Here is a 16464-nt window from a genome sequence, read left to right as displayed (position 1 = left end):
CCGTACGCTGCGAGGGTGACCCGCTTGATCGTGGCAGCAGGAGGAGGGGGCGACGCAGTCGCCGCCGCAATGCTCGACGCAGCCCTCTACGGGGGTGACGACCGTCCGGCGGTGATCCTCACGTATGCGTGGGACCGCCTCCTGATCGACCCGGTGCCGGGACCCCGAGGGCCGGCGAACTTCACGGGTCTACGTCCTCTCACGCAAAGCGTCTGGACGGTCCCGGCCGACGCGAAGCCCATCGCCCCCGCAGGCTCGACACTCCCGCGCCTGGCAGCCGAACTCCCCCACACCTTCGCCCTGATCGACCCCACACACGGCGCCGAGGGCGTCACACGCCAGCTAGAAGAACTCATCGAGCACCTGGCCCCCGAGTCCATCGACCTCCTGGACGTGGGCGGCGACATCCTCGCCAAGGGCGACGAACCCACCCTGCGCAGCCCGCTCGGCGATGCCCTCACGCTGGCCGCGTGCTGCCAAGTCAACGCGCCCGTGCGGCTCTTGGTTGCCGGTCCCGGCCTGGACGGAGAGCTCCCAGCCGAGATCCTGGCCAACCGAATGGGCCCGCCGACCCTGACGCTCACGGCCGAACACGTCGAACCGATCAGCTCAGTTCTTGAGTGGCACCCGTCCGAGGCAACGGCGATGTTGGCAGCCACAGCCCGTGGAGTACGCGGCCTCTGCGAAGTCAGAGACGCCGGCCTCCCGGTCCCGCTCAACGACGAAGGCCCCACCGTCCACGAAGCCGACCTGGACGACGCCCTCAACCGCAACGAACTCGCACGCGCCATCCTCGCAACGGAGACCCTTGCTGAGGCAGAGCAGTACAGCCGCGAGGTCTGCGGGTACTCAGAGATCGACTACGAGCGCAACAAGGCCAGTTGGCTCGGCAGTCAGCCAGAACAGAAGCTCGATCAGGAAGCGACGCTGCGCCAGTTCGACCAGTTCGAGGCCCAGGCCCGCGACCGCGGCATCACGCACACGACGTTCCGCAGGATCACCGAAGCCCTCGGTCTCAACGGCAAGCAGCGCCAGGAGCTCAGAGCCCTACTGCTCAGCAGCCGTCCTGACCAGTACGAAGCCCCACTGTGGCGCATCCAGCCGAGGCCTGAGTAACAACCTTCTTTACTGGTTCAAGGCGGTTCGCTCCGCTCACCGCGCGCGGCACGGCCCCCGGCCGGGCCTACGCTCCTGTCTCCGCCCCGCTTCAGCCCGACCGGCGCCCGTACCGCGCGCACAGCAATCAGCCGCTTGACGCCAGAAAAGGGATGCTTTGTGGCTGGGGCGGTCGGCTCCACGGCTTTACGGAGCCACTTTGGCGCGAGCCTCGAAGATCATGGCCCCAACGTCGTGCTTTACCGGGCAGGTCCACAGACCGCCCGACGCGCCGGAAGCTTACGGGGCCATGATCACTCGCGCCAAAGCAGCGCCACCCCAAAGCCGCTCCGCCGACCTTAACGCGATGAAATCAGCACCGTTTACTTAGGCTGCGAATGCTCTACATACCAGATCCCCCCGTTAACGATTATCATCCTCTGCCAGCCATTGGATGAATTGATTCCCAAGGTCCCGAATCTCGGCGTCGTGGGGCCCGGGGCCATCCTCCCAGCTAACTCTTCGAAATAGGCCCACCGCCTCCCATTCACTGAGCCTGTCTTCAATGTCGTCACCAGAAAGGGCACGCTCAAGCTCACTCCACAGAAGGCGCAAGTCTGATTGCACAAGCCTATAGCGAGGGAAGCCCTCGTAAACTCGGCGATGAGTAGTCGATTCGATATCCACTTCTACCGCACCGAGGTAGCTTTGGGAAGCTTCCTTCATCACCGCATGGAGGTCGATTGCCTGCTGAATAGAGACCCCCTCCACCTTAGCGATGGCAATATTCTTGTATCGAATAAAAGTCGCCATCTCGGGAATCGCCAGCGTCTTCCAAAGGTCGGGCCTCGACGCCAGTATGTCTACCGCGACATTATTTGGCGCAACGACTCCATTCTTGGCAAATCCCCTGAGGGACAGGTCATAAACGGCCACTCGGACGTCGCGTCGGAACTCTGGCACGACGCGAAGAATCTGACCAAACAGTTCACGTTCTATCTGCCCCGGTATAACTGCATCTTCATCGAAATGCAGTGCTACGGTTTTCAATTCTTCCCCTCCCCGATCTGCCACAGGATTCGAAGGCGTTCGCTGCAGGCTGGAGAACTCGTTAACGAAATCGTCTACGGACAGGGTGCCCGGAACTGACCCACTCGACGATTTAAGGTAATCCCACATAGCGCTCTCAGGCGTCTGCGGCTGCCCAAAGAGTCGGGCAGACACGAAAATCTCCGCATCCGTGACGCCCACAACTTGACCCAAGCCAGCGTAAATAGCAGGTCGACGCGCTGCGCTTTTCAAGTCAACAATAGGAGTCCTGGTAGTTATCCAGTCCGCATCAAATCGGATTCGCACTTTCCGTTTGCCGACCGTACACACTAGCTGCGGAACATTTTCCCATGACACCGAGTTAGGCATACTCGGCAGCGAGCGGGAGTTGCGGGTACGCATAGGCTGTTCAAATGAAACCATTTGACCATGCTGTACGTGTACTACGGTCCGCTCGTTAAGCTCCGTGGCTCGAGCATCCCATACGGCGAAAAGCGGATGAATTCTCTCTACAAAGAAGCCGGAGGCGATCCCTTGCTCATGAAACGGACGGCCGATATCGAGACTCACCTCTTTGGCGGCCTTCAGCAACAGGTTCGTTCCAGGCATTGCGGCGATTCTAGGAAGATTCAGGTAGTCAATAGATGAAAAACGCATATTCCACGACTGCCCGGATTGCCTCATTGAGGCTGCCCGCTCTTCCTGCCCTGCCTTCATCTTAAGCAGGGCAGAAATCGTATATTCGCTCTCACTCTTGTCCACAAGATCGTGGCAGGATGGACAAAGGAGAATTAGGTTGCCGATTGAGTTCCTCTCCTCGATCGACAAACCCGGCACCGCGCGCGGGCCCCCATCGCTCAGGGCCCTGATATGCGCGACCTCGGCTGTAGGTGCGGGCCCTCTCTTCCCGGGATCCAGTTCGCAGCCACACTTTTGGCACATGCCGTTTGCTCTGCGCCAGAGTTCTCTTTGTGTCGAATCCTTCGGCTTTGGGCTCCGCGGCGCACCCATATCCCCCACCCTGAATGAAATCAGAAAAGGCCAGCCCCGGCACTTGCGCAATCTTTGCGATGGTCCCGGTCGTGACGTCGTTCAATAGTTCTCCCGAACGTACTCGTACGTTCGGTCGAACAGCTCGCCCTTGATCGGCAAGCTGTACTCCTTCAGGACGGAACGCAGCTCGCGACGGACACGTTTGTCGCCCGCGTCGCTCGCGCTCCAACCGGCATAGGCGACCTCGACGACGATCGAGTCGATCCGCGAGACTATGTCGGGGACGATCTTGTGCAGCCCGGGCGGTGTGTTCTCCGCGACGATCTGAGTAAGCGCCCCACGCTTCGGATCGGCCAGCCGGTCGAGCGACCCCTGGTCGCCCTGTTCCGCTGCCCGGTCTGCGGCGACCACGTCCTGAGCGATCTTCAGCGCTTCCTCGAGGAACGCCAGCGAGTCCTCGACGTTCTCGATCGCCTTGGCACGGAGCTTCTCGATCCGCTCCGCCAGCGACTGGTACGCCGGACTCTCGGTATCGGCGAGCCGACGCCTGAGGCGCGTTTCGATAGAGTCGAGGACCTCCTGGTACACGTCATCGGCTCTTGACTCCGGCGCCTGCCGCTCGGAGAGCTTCAGCTGCTCGGCAATCTTCTTCACCAGCGCCAAGCCGGCAGCGTCGAGTGTGACTGTCCTCGACGTCATCGATTTCACGCCCACATCAGTCATGTGACCGTGAATCAGGTCAGTGGTCTTCGCGCCAAGACGTGCCCAGAGGAACGTCTTGGAGACGTCCTTGGGCCGGATCGACTCGTACACCTTCGCCAGCCAGAAGTACTGCCCTTTGAATGGCCGGAGCATCGGGTGCGGGTCGAGGAACTCCCACACCGTCTGCAAGGCAACGTAGGTCTCGATGAACTCGGTGCGCTGCGCGCCACCCTCGGGGATACGCTCGTGGGCCTCGGCGAGCGACTCGAACGACGAGTCACTGATGTCGATGCCGTCAAACAGATGCAGCAGACGCGTGAGGTCGGCGACGAACTTCCCCGCCAGCTTGGAGGCGTCGGTGACGTTGAGCTCGTCCCCTTCGTCGTCCTTCACCTTCGGGCCGACGACTGCCTTGCCGATGGCCTTCGCAAGCCCGATGTAGTCGACGACCCGCCCGAAGTCCTTGCGCTGTCCGGTGACAGGGTTCTTCCACGGGCGGTTAGGCCGCGTGATCGTCTGGAACAGGTTCGTGTCCTTGGCGGGCTTGTCGAGATACAGCACGCCCTCGATGGGCGCATTGAAGCCAGTCATCCACTTCGCAGTGACGACGATGAACGACATCGGGTCATCGACCCTCTTGAAGCGGCGCTTGAGCGCCTCCTCCCGCTCCGGAGCAAGCATGTACTTCTTGTGCTCCTTGGGGGTCTCCTTGCTGTCGGCGACGTGCATCACCACACCGACCTCACGGAGTCGTCCGTCCGGCATAACTGCAGCACGGCGCTCCAGTTCGGCCTCAATGGCTCTGGTGTATGCGATCACAAGGCGCTGGTTGTAGGCCACGACCTGAGCCTTCTGCCCCAGAGGCGCGACATAGGTAAGGAAGTGGTCGACGATGTCGGCACACACAGCAGCAACGCGTTCAGGGTTGGAGAGGATCGTCTCGATGTGAGAAGCCTTCCCCGACAGGAAAACTTTCTCCTCCTCGTCCAGGCCCTCCTCCGTGGCCAGCTCGTCGAAGGCCTCGTCCAGGGCTTCCTTGTCCAGGTTGAATCCGACAGACCGGCCCTCCACGATGACTGGCTTGGTGAATCCATCGGCGATGGACTGCTCCGGCGTGTACCGCGACATCACAAAGTCCGGGTCGCCAGGGTCGCCGAACAGCTTGAACGTCGAACGGTCCTTGTCCTCAATCGCAGTACCTGTCGCACCGAAGAACTTCGCATTCGGCACCGCCGCCCGCCACGCATCGCCGAACTTCCCCTCCTGCGAGCGGTGCGCCTCGTCAACGAGAACCACAATGTTCGACCGGTTGTTCAGATGGCCGGCTTCAGCGAACTTGTGCACCGTCGTGATGACCACGCCGGGCTCACCGCTACGCAGCAGAGCATGCAGCTCCCGGCGATTGCGGGGCACCGACATCCGCGGCATGCCGGCAGTCTCGAACATCTCTGCCGTCTGCCGGACCAGATCCTTACGGTCAGCAATCACGATGACAGTCGGCGCGCTCCCGAACTTCGCCGTCACCGCGTCATCACGCAGCAAACGGGCAGCAGCGAACGCCATGAGTTCGGTCTTTCCCGATCCCTGATGATGCCAAATCAGTCCGCCAGGACAGCCTGCGAGCACCTTGGCGTGGATCGCCAGAGCCGCCTCGAACTGCGGATAGCGAGGCAAGAACTTGATGTCGACCTCGGAGGCGTCCCGAGCGTGACGGAACATCACCAGGTCCTTGAGAATCGGCAGGATCGTCTCCGGCCGCAGCAGCAAACGCGCGGCCCGCTCAACTCGAGCCGGGCCCGTAACGGTTTTTGGGTCGTCCTCAGTAGACCCCCATGGGGCCCAGATCTCGGAGTCGGGGTCCGGGACCGCACGGATCGGAGCCATGCGAAACTCCAGGCCCTCTGTAGCGACGTTGAAGAGGTTCGTCGCGAAGAAGTTCGGGTACTCCGCCTCGTACACGTCGTGAAGGTCTTTCGCGGCGTTGACCCACGAGACCTGATGCTTCACAGGCGTCTTGGTCTCGGCAACGACCAGCGGGAACCCGTTGACGTAGTAGACGACGTCGAACCGGCGCGGCTTGGCTGCACCGTTGATGGTGACCTCGTCAGCGACAGTGAAGCGATTGTTATTGAGGTCATTGAAGTCGATCAGCCGACGAGGCACATGCCTACCGTCGATCGTCGTGAACGAGTGATCACCACGAAGCATCACGGTCAGCCGCTCGTTGGCTGCAACGAGACCATTATGTGCATCGAGGACAGCCTGATTGACCTCATGCAGAACGAGGTCCGCAGACTCAGGGTCGTCGACCAGCTCTGGGTTCAGCGCGATCAAGGATTCCCGTGCCCAGTCCGCGACGATGACGTCATGCTCATCGCGCGGTAATGCTTCCCCTTGGAGACGTTCCCATCCGGCCTCCTCCGCCCATTCGAGCAGTGAGCGCTGAATGGTGCTCGCTTCCGTCCACCCCACGTCAGGACACCCCCTCGAACACAACGTCGTAAGACTCGGGAATCTCGATTTCCTGGTTCAGGAGCGATTTCAGGAGCGCGGAGCGGATGGTGCGGAGGCGAGCTAGTTCGTTCGTGATCTCACTGAGGCTCAAGTCGATGGCATCCGCAACGGAAATAATAGCCCTTTGCTCGTTTCTGTCAGGAACAGGAACTGCGCGAGCAATGTAGTCCTTGACTGAGAGGTTCGTGATTCCCGTTGTTCGCCGACTGAAGGATCGCGTGAGACCTGCGTTCCAGTCATGCTGGAGCCGCCAGAATAGGTAGCGGGGCTCGACCTTTTCGACGTTGGGTCGCATAAGTCGCTGGAAGTCTGTCGGGATGCACGGCGGTAGGCCCGATCCAGCAATTACCACCCGCCCAACGGGCTGCTCTGGAGAACCTCCCGATCGCTCTAGAACAATGTCGTCAGGTTGCACAAGACGCCGCTCAACTTGTTTTTGCGTGAACGACCGCACTGGCGATCCATCAGTAACGAATCCTGTTGTAGCAGGAGCATAGATTCGCGGCCCCAGAGCCAACACATCAACCTCATTCTCGCCCTCGGGCGAGCCCCAAATTCCACCGACCACATGCGAGCAGAGGTCCTCAATAGGAAACTGGCGTCCGAGAACCGATTCAAAGTGGTCAGACAGCGCACATCGCAAGAGGTGGCGAACTGTTGCCGCTTCCGAATCCAGTGTCGCGATCTGCGCGTCCACGGCAGCCATGACATCGATGACGCGGCGCTGCTCCGTCAAGGCTGGGAGAGCGATTTTAATCGTCAAGAAGTCAACCGGCTTGACCCGTTCACGCCTGCCGCCCATGCCGGTCGACAACGCCTGCAGTTGCTCCCAGAGTGATTTTGTGGTGGTAAGGAGCCGGATGTATTCGGGTAGCAATCGCTCACCGCACGTGAACGTCGGGAATTCTTGCGACGCGTAAACCTCGCCCAGATCGTTCGGAGCAACGGTAATTGCACCTTCGAACGCCTTCAAGCGGCTGTAGACGATCTGATTGGGACGGATGCGATTCAGCGTCTTGTACGAGGTCTCATCGCCAGCGATCGGGGCCCGGAACAACAGGCCCCGACCGCGGTTCAAGACACCGACGATGTTGTAGGAGGTCGTCGCCGTGACCGGGACCGCGTCGACGTTCAGCGCGATGACCTCGTCGAGCCGGACCCGCTCCCACTCAGCCACTGGACATCCCGAACATGCTCAGGTCGACGCCTGCCGCTGCGAGTCGCTCGAACATGACAGCTTCGGTATCCATCCGGTGTTGGCGAGCATCGGCATACGCGACGAATGCTGCACCCAGATCGGCAGTTTCCTCTGCAGCAACCTTGATGTAGCGGCCGATGTTCAGGTCGAAGCCGTTCTGCTCGATTTCCTCGAACGGCACCAGCCGGACGTTCGCACCGCCCTCACCATCTGGGTCGTTGCTTGTCTGGTACGCCTCGATGAGAGTCTTGACGTCATCCTCGGACATACGGTTCTGCTTCTTGCCCTTGACGAACCGGGCCGAACCGTCGATGAAGAGGACGTGCTCCTTGCGTTCGACAGGCTTCTGGTCGCGGAAGATCAACAGGCATGCCGGGATTTCAGTCGAGTAGAACAGCTTGGGCGGCAGTCCGACGACGGCGTCCAGAACGCCCTTCTCGATTAGGCCTCGGCGGATCTTCGCTTCCGCGCCTCCGCGGAATAGCACGCCGTGGGGCATCACCACGCCGACACGACCGGATCCAGGCTTCATCGACGAGACCATGTGCTGGACGAAGGCGTAGTCGCCGTTCTGCGCCGGCGGCACGCCGCAGATGGCTCGCGGATCCGAGGACCAGCGGTCCGCTCCCCAATTCGCCAGTGAGAAGGGCGGGTTAGCGATCACGGCGTCGAACTGGCGGACCGCACCGCTGGGGGCCTTGAACGCTGGAGCGCGGAGGGTGTCTCCGCGCTTGATGTCGAAGTCCTCGATCTCGTGCAGGAACAGGTTCATCCGAGCGATCGAGGCCGTCGTCAGGTTGATCTCCTGGCCGTACACCCTAAGCGTGCGATGGTCCTTGCCGGACTCGCGCAGCTGGTTGATCGTCGCGACAAGCATCCCGCCGGAGCCGCAAGACGGGTCGTAGACGGACTCGCCCGGCTCAGGCTGGAGGATCCCGACGAGCAGGTTCACGACCTCACGGGGCGTGAAGAACTCGCCAGCCTTCTTGCCCGACTCGTCGGCGAAGTTCTTCAGCAAGTACTCGTAGCCTGCGCCAAGCAAGTCGTGTGAGACCGTAGACGGGTCCAGCCTGATCTTGTTGAACGCTTGAATGAGCCCCAGCAGAGCCGACTCCGGGATGCGCTCCTTGTTGCCCCACGAGGCGTCACCGAAGACGCCGGCGAGCGAGCGGGGGTTGGCCATCTCGATTCGCTGGAACGCCTTCGCGATCTCCGCACCGAGGTTGGTGACCTTCTTGGTGACCTCGCTCCACAGCGTGCCCTCGGGCAGCTCGAACCGGTGGAATTCGGCCTCGATCTCGTCGTCGAGGTCGTCGCCGTACTTGTCGAATGCCGCGTCGTGCTCGTGGACCCAGGTGTCGCTGATCCACTTCCAGAACAACATCGGGAAGACGTAGGTCTTGAAGTCAGCCGGGTCGACGGGGCCGCGGAGCGCGTTCGCGGCATCCCACAGCCGGCCTTCGAGCTCGTGCTGGGTGATCGTCACAGACATGAGGTCCTTCGTTGAAGAGGGTGCCCCGATTATGGAGGAGAGCACTGACATTTTGGGAGTCCGGTACGGCCGGCAGCAGCGACCTGCAGACGATGACCAGCACCCACGCTCCGAACCCTGCGTGATCGCGGACACACTTGCATGAACGATTGGCCACCGTACTGGAGCTTCTGGAACGCGTCACCGGACGAACTCTGCTAGTAGCCGAGGCCAACAAAGGGACGGCTAAGGGTTGTCCCGTAAATGATCTTTGAGTCGCCGGGAGTGGGGTCGGTCGCGGTGCGGTCCGCTCGCCTATCCGGCGAGGGCGAGGTTGTACATGCGGGCAATGCCGAGCATGGCGTGGTGGACCACGTCGCCTTTGAGGCGGCAGTCTCGGAGGATCTTCCAGGTCTTCATCCGGGCGAAGACGTCCTCGACACGGGCGCGGACCTGCTTGTGGGACTTGTTGTGCGCCTTCTTCCAGTCGGGCAGGTCTTCGCCCACGCGCCGGCGATGGGGCATGACTAGTCCCGTGCCCGGATAGCCGCCGTCGGCGATCGTGAGTGTCCTGCCGACGGCGGCTTTGGCGCCGGATTCCTCCCACGCCTTGAAGTCGTTGCGGTTCCCGGGCTGCAGTCGGCCGACCACGAAGACGAGCCGGGTGTCGGCGATGACGACCTGGTGGTTGGTGGAGTACCGGTAGTTCTTTGACTACTCGTCGATGGTGTGGTCGCGAGCGGGCACCAGGGTGCCGTCCACGATGAGCACGGTGTCCTTAGCGAACCGCTTGCGGGGCTGGAGCGCGAGCATCGGCCCGAGGTGGTCGATGATGCGGTCGGCCATGGATGGTAGATGACGACTTGTGGATGCTGATCGAGCCGTTGCTGCCGACTTGCCCTGAGCGATCACTGGGGCCGCGGCCGGTGGCGGACCCGCTGTGTCTGCAGGGCATCCTGTAGGTCCTCCATAACGACATTGCCTGGCAACTGCTGCCGCTGGGGTTCGGCTCCGGACAGACCTCCTGGCGGCATCTGGAGCGGTGGCAGCAGGCCGGGGCCTTCGACCGGCTGGACCGCATTCTGCTTGCCGAGCTGAATGCGGCTGGCGAACTCGACTGGTCCAGGGCGTGTGGTGACGGCTCCCACATCCGTGCGAAAAAGGGGGAGCCGACACCGGTCCGTCACCGGTCGACCGGCGGAAGACGGGCAGCAAGCACCACTTGATCTGCGACGGCCGCGGCACCCCGCTCAAAATCATCACCACCCCTGCCAACGTCAACGACGTCACCCAGACCCTCGCCCTGGTCTACGGCATCCCACCCGTGGCCGGGCGTCCCGGCCGGCCACGCCGCCGCCCCGATTCGCTGCTCGGCGACAAGGGCTAGGACTTCAACCCCCACCGCGATGAGCTGCGCAAGCGCCGGATCCTGCCGGTCATCTCCCGCAAGGGCGTCCCGAACCTAAAGGGCCTGGGCAAACTCCGCTGCGTCGTCGAGCAGACCTTCGCCCTGCTCCACCAGTTCAAACGCCTCGCCGTCCGCTGGGAACGCCGAACCGAACTCCACGACGCCTTCGTCTCATTGGCCTGCGGCCTCATCTGCTGGAGGCGACTGAAGAAGCACCGATCATTATCGGGTCACGAGCTCTTGGCTACAACTCACACCACTCACCCAGAGAGCCGACCGCCCGCGTCTGGGTGAAGTCGTGCACCAGGTCCCACGCCCGATCGATATCCAGCACAAAGTCGCCCGTGAACGCGGCGAGGTCGTCCATGATCGGGACTTCGACCTCGGCACCCGAGGGCACGGTGCCGTCTCCTACGAGCAGAGACATTCGCTCGGTGTCACTCATCAGATGGACGACCGCGTGATCATCTCGGAAGGCCAGGATCAGCACCGGGAACTCCCTGTTCGGCGACCGAACCTCGACGTACCCCTGACCACGGGAACGCAGGTCGCTGAAGCGGTCCGACAGATCCTTCACCTCTGAACGTCTCTCAACCGGATGGAACAATCCCGATTCCGGCGACGTCGCCGCTCACGCCACGCTCATCCAACCCCCTTTCCCTACACAGGTCATCGCCCACGATCCAGGGCCACGCTCCCACGCTCCACCACGACACGACTACTGGCACTGGATCGCATGATCGTGTTACAAGCTCTAAGGTCCGGCTGAGCCGGAAAGTCTCTTCACCTCGGCTGCCAGGTCAGGGAAGAATGAATTCAAGTCTACGCCTGCATAATGAAACACTGAGCCTATATTCTTCAGCTCGGCGCGAATTCCATAGGAAAAATCCGATTCATCCAAAGTCGAATGCCAGCTCCAAGCATATTCCATCCGTAGGTCATTTTGCTCCCGCACGCGATCGAGAAGCGACCTGGTGAACGTATCTTTCCAGCCACCGTACCCGCAAACAAGTGCGAAGGAATTGGTAAGGGCGTCCCTCACGGAACCCTCCAGGACGGGCCGAGGCCGGGTCAGCTGCCACTCCGTGTGCAGGGTGTTGCCTTGACTCCAGAAACCGTGCATGTGAATAACATGGATCTCATTGTGCATGTTCCAAGGGGCAATTCTGCCATCACCTTCGAGCCACTGCGAGCGCGCTTGGCCACCAGCTTTGCGAACTGCTACCTCTATCAGAGGATCAAAGTTGGTGGTAAGGACGATCCCCCTTCTCTCCCTTGGAATGTTGACCAGCAACTCGCCAAACGATTCTACACCGGGCGTGAGATTCCATATACTCGGATCCAATTCCAGATCGGCCAACTCAATTTCGTTCCTGACAAGCCGGTTCTTAGTTGCGGAACTCAATCCGGTACACGCTTGAAGGACCCCTAGGCGGACAAGGCGGGTCAGGAAGTTACGGTCTTTCGATAGCTCAATATATGCGGCAGCCCGTTGGTATGCCTCTGCCCCTTTGGTTCCTGCAACAGAAGTGTCGAACCTTGTGCGCGCTTCGGAAGTGTCAAGATTTCTTCGAAATTTTCTAACGTACTCAGCCACGCCAGGAACAGGCCCGCGAGTCAATCCAGACCCCACTACGAAGGATATTCGCTGATCATTGTCAGGATTGCGCACTTTCCAAACGATCTTATCTTTGAGCAGATCCTGATCGCCGATGGTCATAGTTAGCTCCTCGCGGGACGGCACCCCGTCGAGCTGTCGAAATGACCCGCTGCCTTCATTTTAGGTCGGGTCACGCGCAGTCGCGCGTCGTGTCTCTATCGCACCTGCGCGGTCCGTTGTGGTTGCGAGCAAGAACAAGGGTCCTAACCTGGTCGGCACTGAACGACGATAGTTGCCTTACAACCACGGAGCAGAGACCGCAACCGACCCAGCGCCCCAGATAGCCGCCCGACCAGCATCCCCAAGGCCCCTCGAACAGGTTCGGGACGAGGAGGTCAAGTCACCGAGGCGCTCCACAAGAGCACCAGATCGGACGGGGGACAGCAAGGCATCACGGCGAGAGCTGCCGATAGCGACGAGGCCACAGTCCAGGCGTCCGCGCAGGTCAGCATCCAACCCAGCCGTAGACGATCACGGCTCCCAAGCTGAGGGCCTGCAACGGTCGCCACGCGCGACCGCCGCTCGTTGCTCTGATCGACGAGACAAGCCAACAGCGTGGTTGAGGCTTGTGGGGGTGCAGCGAACACACGCGTGCCTGGTCGGCCGGCGCACCCGCCGTCGTGGCTGGCTTTCGTCGGCTGAGGCTCAAGTGACGCCCACATCGGTCCTTCAAGTCTTCTCCCGGCAGCTCGCAGCCCCCCGATCAGGCCCGGTCAGGACGTCAACCGAAGCAGCTCCACCGACCCGGAAGGCCGCCCACCTGAGGCGGAAACGGCGTGTCGATCCGTAACGGACACCAGACAGGCAAAAACGCAGCACGCTAACCTAGTTGACGGGGCGTGAGGTAGACCTGCCGACTAGCACAAGCACGACGTGAGGGAGATTTGATGGACGCTGACGAATCCGGCGCATCCAAGATCGAGATCCAGATCGATTCCGATGACGAATTCGGCGAATCGTACGAGGAGCCAGGACAACTCACAGCTGAACAGGTTCAGGGAAGTGTGATCTACACCGTTGACTGGACGATCGGTTCCGTCATCGAACAGATCGACGCAGATCCAAACGACCCAGATTCGCAAGGCGTCATCTTCACGTCCCCACCGTTCCAAAGGCGGACGGCCTGGAACAACGATCGCCAGAGCCTATACATCGAATCCTTGATGCTGGGACTTCCCGTACCTCCTTTGGTGTTGGCCGAGAGCTTGATAAACCCTAGCCACTTCTACGTACTGGATGGAAAGCAGCGACTCACCGCCCTAAAGAATTTTGTTAAGGGAGATCCGGAAAAGCTGAAGCTGCGGGGACTCGAGCTCCTCGGAGACCGAATTTCCGGGAAGGACTTTGACGAAATTCGCCTGAGCACGGACACCCGCAGACTGATTCAAACAATGTACGCCCAACCAATTCGAACCATCGTGGTAAGGAATTGGAGAACCCCTGCGCTTCTGCATCTGATCTTTTCGCGCCTGAACAAGGCGAGCGTTCCGTTGGCGTCACACGAACTACGCCAGGCTCTCTACCCGGGCCAGCTCACGTATTTCATCAATAAGGAAAGCGCGGAGAGTCGCCCCCTCCTCAAAGCGCGACGCCTAAAGGATGCAGACACCAGGCTCAGGGACGCCGAGACTCTTTTGCGTTACGTTGGATTCAAGACCAACTTGAACAAATACGGAGGAGATCTGCGCGATTTCCTGGACCGTGTACTCAGGGGCGGAAATGATCACTACCCGGAAATCGAGGGAGAACTGAGAGACCTGCTTGCAGACCTGGAAAGGGCCATCGAGACAACGTTCGAAATCTTCGGACGAACGGCATTCCTGCGATTCGATGCCGACCGAGCCAAGTACATGCCGCGGTTCAATGTGGCAGTATTCGATCTTATGACTTGGTACTTCTCGGATCCTCGTGTCAGTGCCCTAGCGGTGGATAAAGCGGAGCAAGTTGTCGAAGCCTTCGAAGAGCTTTGTCGAAGCAACGCGACTTTCTCATCCTTCCTGATCTCCACGACGAAGCGGTCTGACGCAGTAAACGGGCGAATCGACCTCTGGGGCGAGGCTTTGGGGCGCGCCATCGGAACGCCACTGCGCAGCGAAGACTTCCTCCTCCCCTTCCTTCCGATCGCGGCTCGTAAGGCGTGATGAATGGCATACATGCATCTGGGCGCCCATATTGGTCACCCCTGCAGAAGATCTCGCCGAATAGTCATCCTTCAGAGTCGAATCAGCCAGTTGGCTTCCTCGCTCTCCATCTCAAAGAACCTGGTATCCCAGAGTCAAGCCGATACTGACAGATTGCATGCATTCCGCGTACTCATGCACGCAGAGGTGCAACACTATGTTGAAAGTATCGCACGCAATGTTCTGGATGTGACCGAACGGCAATGCCGACTTGGCCGCCTCACGCACGCAGGGCACCACTTGCTCATATTTCAGTCCCTCAACCCTTTGGCCAATACTCGCAGTTCAGGGAATGCCAGCTACCCAGACTTCTCACCGGATGGGCTCCAGAGGAGCTGGTCAACGACCGCCAGTTCCCTAACGAAGGCAATTGAAGCCCATCGGAAAAGGATCGCTCAGAATAATGGGATTAAGCCTTCAAATTTGAACGTGGTCCTAATTCCCTTGGGATTCCGTGACACGTTCTTCACTCAACATTTTCGCGACAAGATGAACGAGCTTGGGGAAAAGCGCGGCCAGGTCGCTCACGGCGCAGGCGCCCTGATCCCGACAATTCCAACGGGAGCCGGGGAGCTGAACAGGTTTCATGTCATCGAGCCCGGACTATCCGATATGGATAGATATGCACCCAGGGTGCTAATTCCTGCTTGGCGCTAGTGTTCAGCATGTATCCGAACTAGCACGTATGCATTAGGGGACTACCCACCACGTCTGCACCTTCTCCGGTGCAATGGACGCTCCTACTGGGCGACACCATCCCCCGCAAGGAGCTCCACAGCATCTTTGGGGGACGGACACAGGGCGGCATCGGCCCGTCCGCGAAGACCCCCAACCTGTTCGCTTCACTGATCCTGTGGCCGGCGAGAAGCACGGCTACTACGACGACTGGATGCCGGACGGCCACTTCCACTACAGCGGAGAAGGCCAGCAGGAGACCAGCGCATGCTCTCCGGCAACGCCAGCGTCCTCAACCACCAGGCCGAGGAACACGCACTGCGCGTGTTCCAGGGCGCCCGCGGGACCATCACGTACCAAGGTAAATTCGTCGTTGCCCAGGAGGACCCCTGGTACGAGGCTGACGCGCCGGAGACCAATGACGGCCCGCTCCGCAAGGTCATCATCTTTCGTCTCAAGCCCGTCGGCACGGAGCCGAAGCACCCCACCACAAAGCTGGGACGCTTACTCAGTGGTGCCCCGAACACAGTGGACGAGCTCCCCCTGGAGCGAAACGAGACCGAGAAGTTGTTCGTCAACCCCAACGGTGAGTCCTACGAACCCGAGCGCCGGGAAGCCAAGCTGGTCAAGGCCTTCGCCGACTACCTCGCGAGCAAGGGCCACAAATCCTGCCGGCACAGGGTACTGACGCCCGGTGAGAACCGCCCGCTGTTCACCGACCTCTACTGCAAGGAGCTCGGTCTCCTCGCCGAGGCCAAGGGCAGCGTCACCCGAGAGAACGTCCAGATGGCCATCGGGCAGCTCGCGGACTACAGCCGGTTTGTGGACCCGCCGTTCGCGTCATCCTTCTGCCATCCCAACCCGTAAGGACCTACTCGACCTCGCCCAGAGCCAGGGGTGCGTCGTCGTCTGGCCCGACGACGGGACCTACGGCTGCACCGAGCCGGATCTCATCCCGTAGCCTCCTACCTCAGATAGCTGATCTGCGGCCTACTCGTGGACCGGCCGGAGGCTGCCTAGTACTTGTAGGACGCTGACCTGCTGAAACGCTTGATCCGCACGGGGCCTCCGGAGGCACCCGGCGATTTCCGATCGCGGCACCGGCACTCGGGGCAAGGGCGGTCACCCCGACTGTCGCCGCATCCAGCCACCAAGTCAGTCGACGTGCAAGCGTCATGGCGCAGTAGGGCCGCATCGTTACCCGTCCCCGACTGCGCGCATCGCGGCCTCTCCCGGACCCCGACGGTTACTGAATCCTCGCTCACAAGGGCACCGTGTCATCGCGACGCCTGAGCCGGCACCACCGAGTCGTGGAGCGGACCGTTTCCTGGATGGCCGGCTGCCGCCGCCACCGCCGCAACGAGCGAAAGCCGGAGTACTTACTCGCCTTCACCGCTCACCACAGACTCACCAGATGAAATGGCATCCAAATTGTCCACACTGGGTCTCCCGAGCGTCCGAGCCTTCTTTTGGCGTGCGGCCAGTTCGTGAACGGCAAGGTAGTCGGCTTCGACCGAG

General features: G+C 60.9%; 10 protein-coding genes and 3 pseudogenes. 6 read left to right on the top strand and 7 right to left on the bottom strand.

The genetic code is table 11. From position 1 onward, the window contains the following. The first annotated feature begins 15 nt into the window (after positions 1–15). Positions 16–1116: a DUF1152 domain-containing protein gene (locus ACFXGX_RS12370; RefSeq protein WP_384788707.1), complete on the top strand. Its 1101-nt coding sequence runs from the start codon at positions 16–18 to the stop codon at positions 1114–1116. A gap of 402 nt (positions 1117–1518) precedes the next feature. Here ACFXGX_RS12370 and ACFXGX_RS12365 read toward each other — a convergent pair whose 3' ends face one another. The 5 genes and pseudogenes from ACFXGX_RS12365 to ACFXGX_RS12345 all read right to left on the bottom strand — a co-directional run. After that, entirely contained in the window at positions 1519–3087 is a 1569-nt protein-coding gene (locus tag ACFXGX_RS12365) for an HNH endonuclease signature motif containing protein (protein ID WP_384788827.1), read from the bottom strand. A gap of 150 nt (positions 3088–3237) precedes the next feature. Then, complete coding sequence (locus ACFXGX_RS12360) at positions 3238–6312, bottom strand: type I restriction endonuclease subunit R (RefSeq protein WP_384788704.1); 3075 nt, start codon at positions 6310–6312, stop codon at positions 3238–3240. Position 6313: 1 nt separating this feature from the next. After that, on the bottom strand, positions 6314–7531 hold the full coding sequence (locus ACFXGX_RS12355) for a hypothetical protein (protein ID WP_384788701.1): 1218 nt from the start codon (positions 7529–7531) through the stop codon (positions 6314–6316). Continuing rightward, complete coding sequence (locus ACFXGX_RS12350; RefSeq protein ID WP_384788698.1) at positions 7524–9038, bottom strand: N-6 DNA methylase; 1515 nt, start codon at positions 9036–9038, stop codon at positions 7524–7526. The genes ACFXGX_RS12355 and ACFXGX_RS12350 overlap by 8 nt, the downstream gene beginning before the upstream one ends. A 300-nt stretch (positions 9039–9338) precedes the next feature. Next, positions 9339–9872: pseudogene (locus tag ACFXGX_RS12345) on the bottom strand (transposase); the annotation flags it as partial. Between ACFXGX_RS12345 and ACFXGX_RS12340 the strand changes: the two are divergent. Continuing rightward, positions 9872–10644, top strand: a pseudogene (locus tag ACFXGX_RS12340) (IS5 family transposase); the annotation flags it as partial. The pseudogenes ACFXGX_RS12345 and ACFXGX_RS12340 overlap by 1 nt on opposite strands. A 31-nt stretch (positions 10645–10675) precedes the next feature. On the opposite strand, the gene ACFXGX_RS12335 reads toward ACFXGX_RS12340, so the two are convergent. Together ACFXGX_RS12335 and ACFXGX_RS12330 are read right to left on the bottom strand one after the other, a co-directional pair. After that, on the bottom strand, positions 10676–10921 hold the full coding sequence (locus ACFXGX_RS12335; RefSeq protein WP_384788695.1) for a hypothetical protein: 246 nt from the start codon (positions 10919–10921) through the stop codon (positions 10676–10678). Between the two features lie 264 nt (positions 10922–11185). After that, positions 11186–12151 carry an SIR2 family protein gene (locus ACFXGX_RS12330; RefSeq protein WP_384788692.1) on the bottom strand — a complete coding sequence of 322 codons (966 nt, stop codon included), beginning with the start codon at positions 12149–12151 and terminating at the stop codon, positions 11186–11188. 827 nt (positions 12152–12978) lie between these two features. On the opposite strand from ACFXGX_RS12330, the gene ACFXGX_RS12325 reads away from it, so the two are divergent. The 4 genes and pseudogenes from ACFXGX_RS12325 to ACFXGX_RS12310 all read left to right on the top strand — a co-directional run. Further along, positions 12979–14232 carry a DUF262 domain-containing protein gene (locus ACFXGX_RS12325; RefSeq protein ID WP_384788689.1) on the top strand — a complete coding sequence of 418 codons (1254 nt, stop codon included), beginning with the start codon at positions 12979–12981 and terminating at the stop codon, positions 14230–14232. Between the two features lie 3 nt (positions 14233–14235). Beyond that, positions 14236–14928: a HEPN domain-containing protein gene (locus ACFXGX_RS12320; protein ID WP_384788686.1), complete on the top strand. Its 693-nt coding sequence runs from the start codon at positions 14236–14238 to the stop codon at positions 14926–14928. 285 nt (positions 14929–15213) lie between these two features. Further along, positions 15214–15813, top strand: coding sequence for a hypothetical protein (locus ACFXGX_RS12315; protein ID WP_384788683.1), 600 nt, complete (start codon positions 15214–15216; stop codon positions 15811–15813). Positions 15814–16202: 389 nt separating this feature from the next. Beyond that, a pseudogene (locus ACFXGX_RS12310) lies at positions 16203–16364 on the top strand (IS5/IS1182 family transposase); the annotation flags it as partial. Positions 16365–16464 lie beyond the last annotated feature (100 nt).

The organism is Streptomyces sp. NPDC059371 (genome assembly GCF_042751995.1).
GTDB lineage: Bacteria > Actinomycetota > Actinomycetes > Streptomycetales > Streptomycetaceae > Streptomyces.
This window is presented reverse-complemented; position numbering and strand designations above follow the sequence as displayed.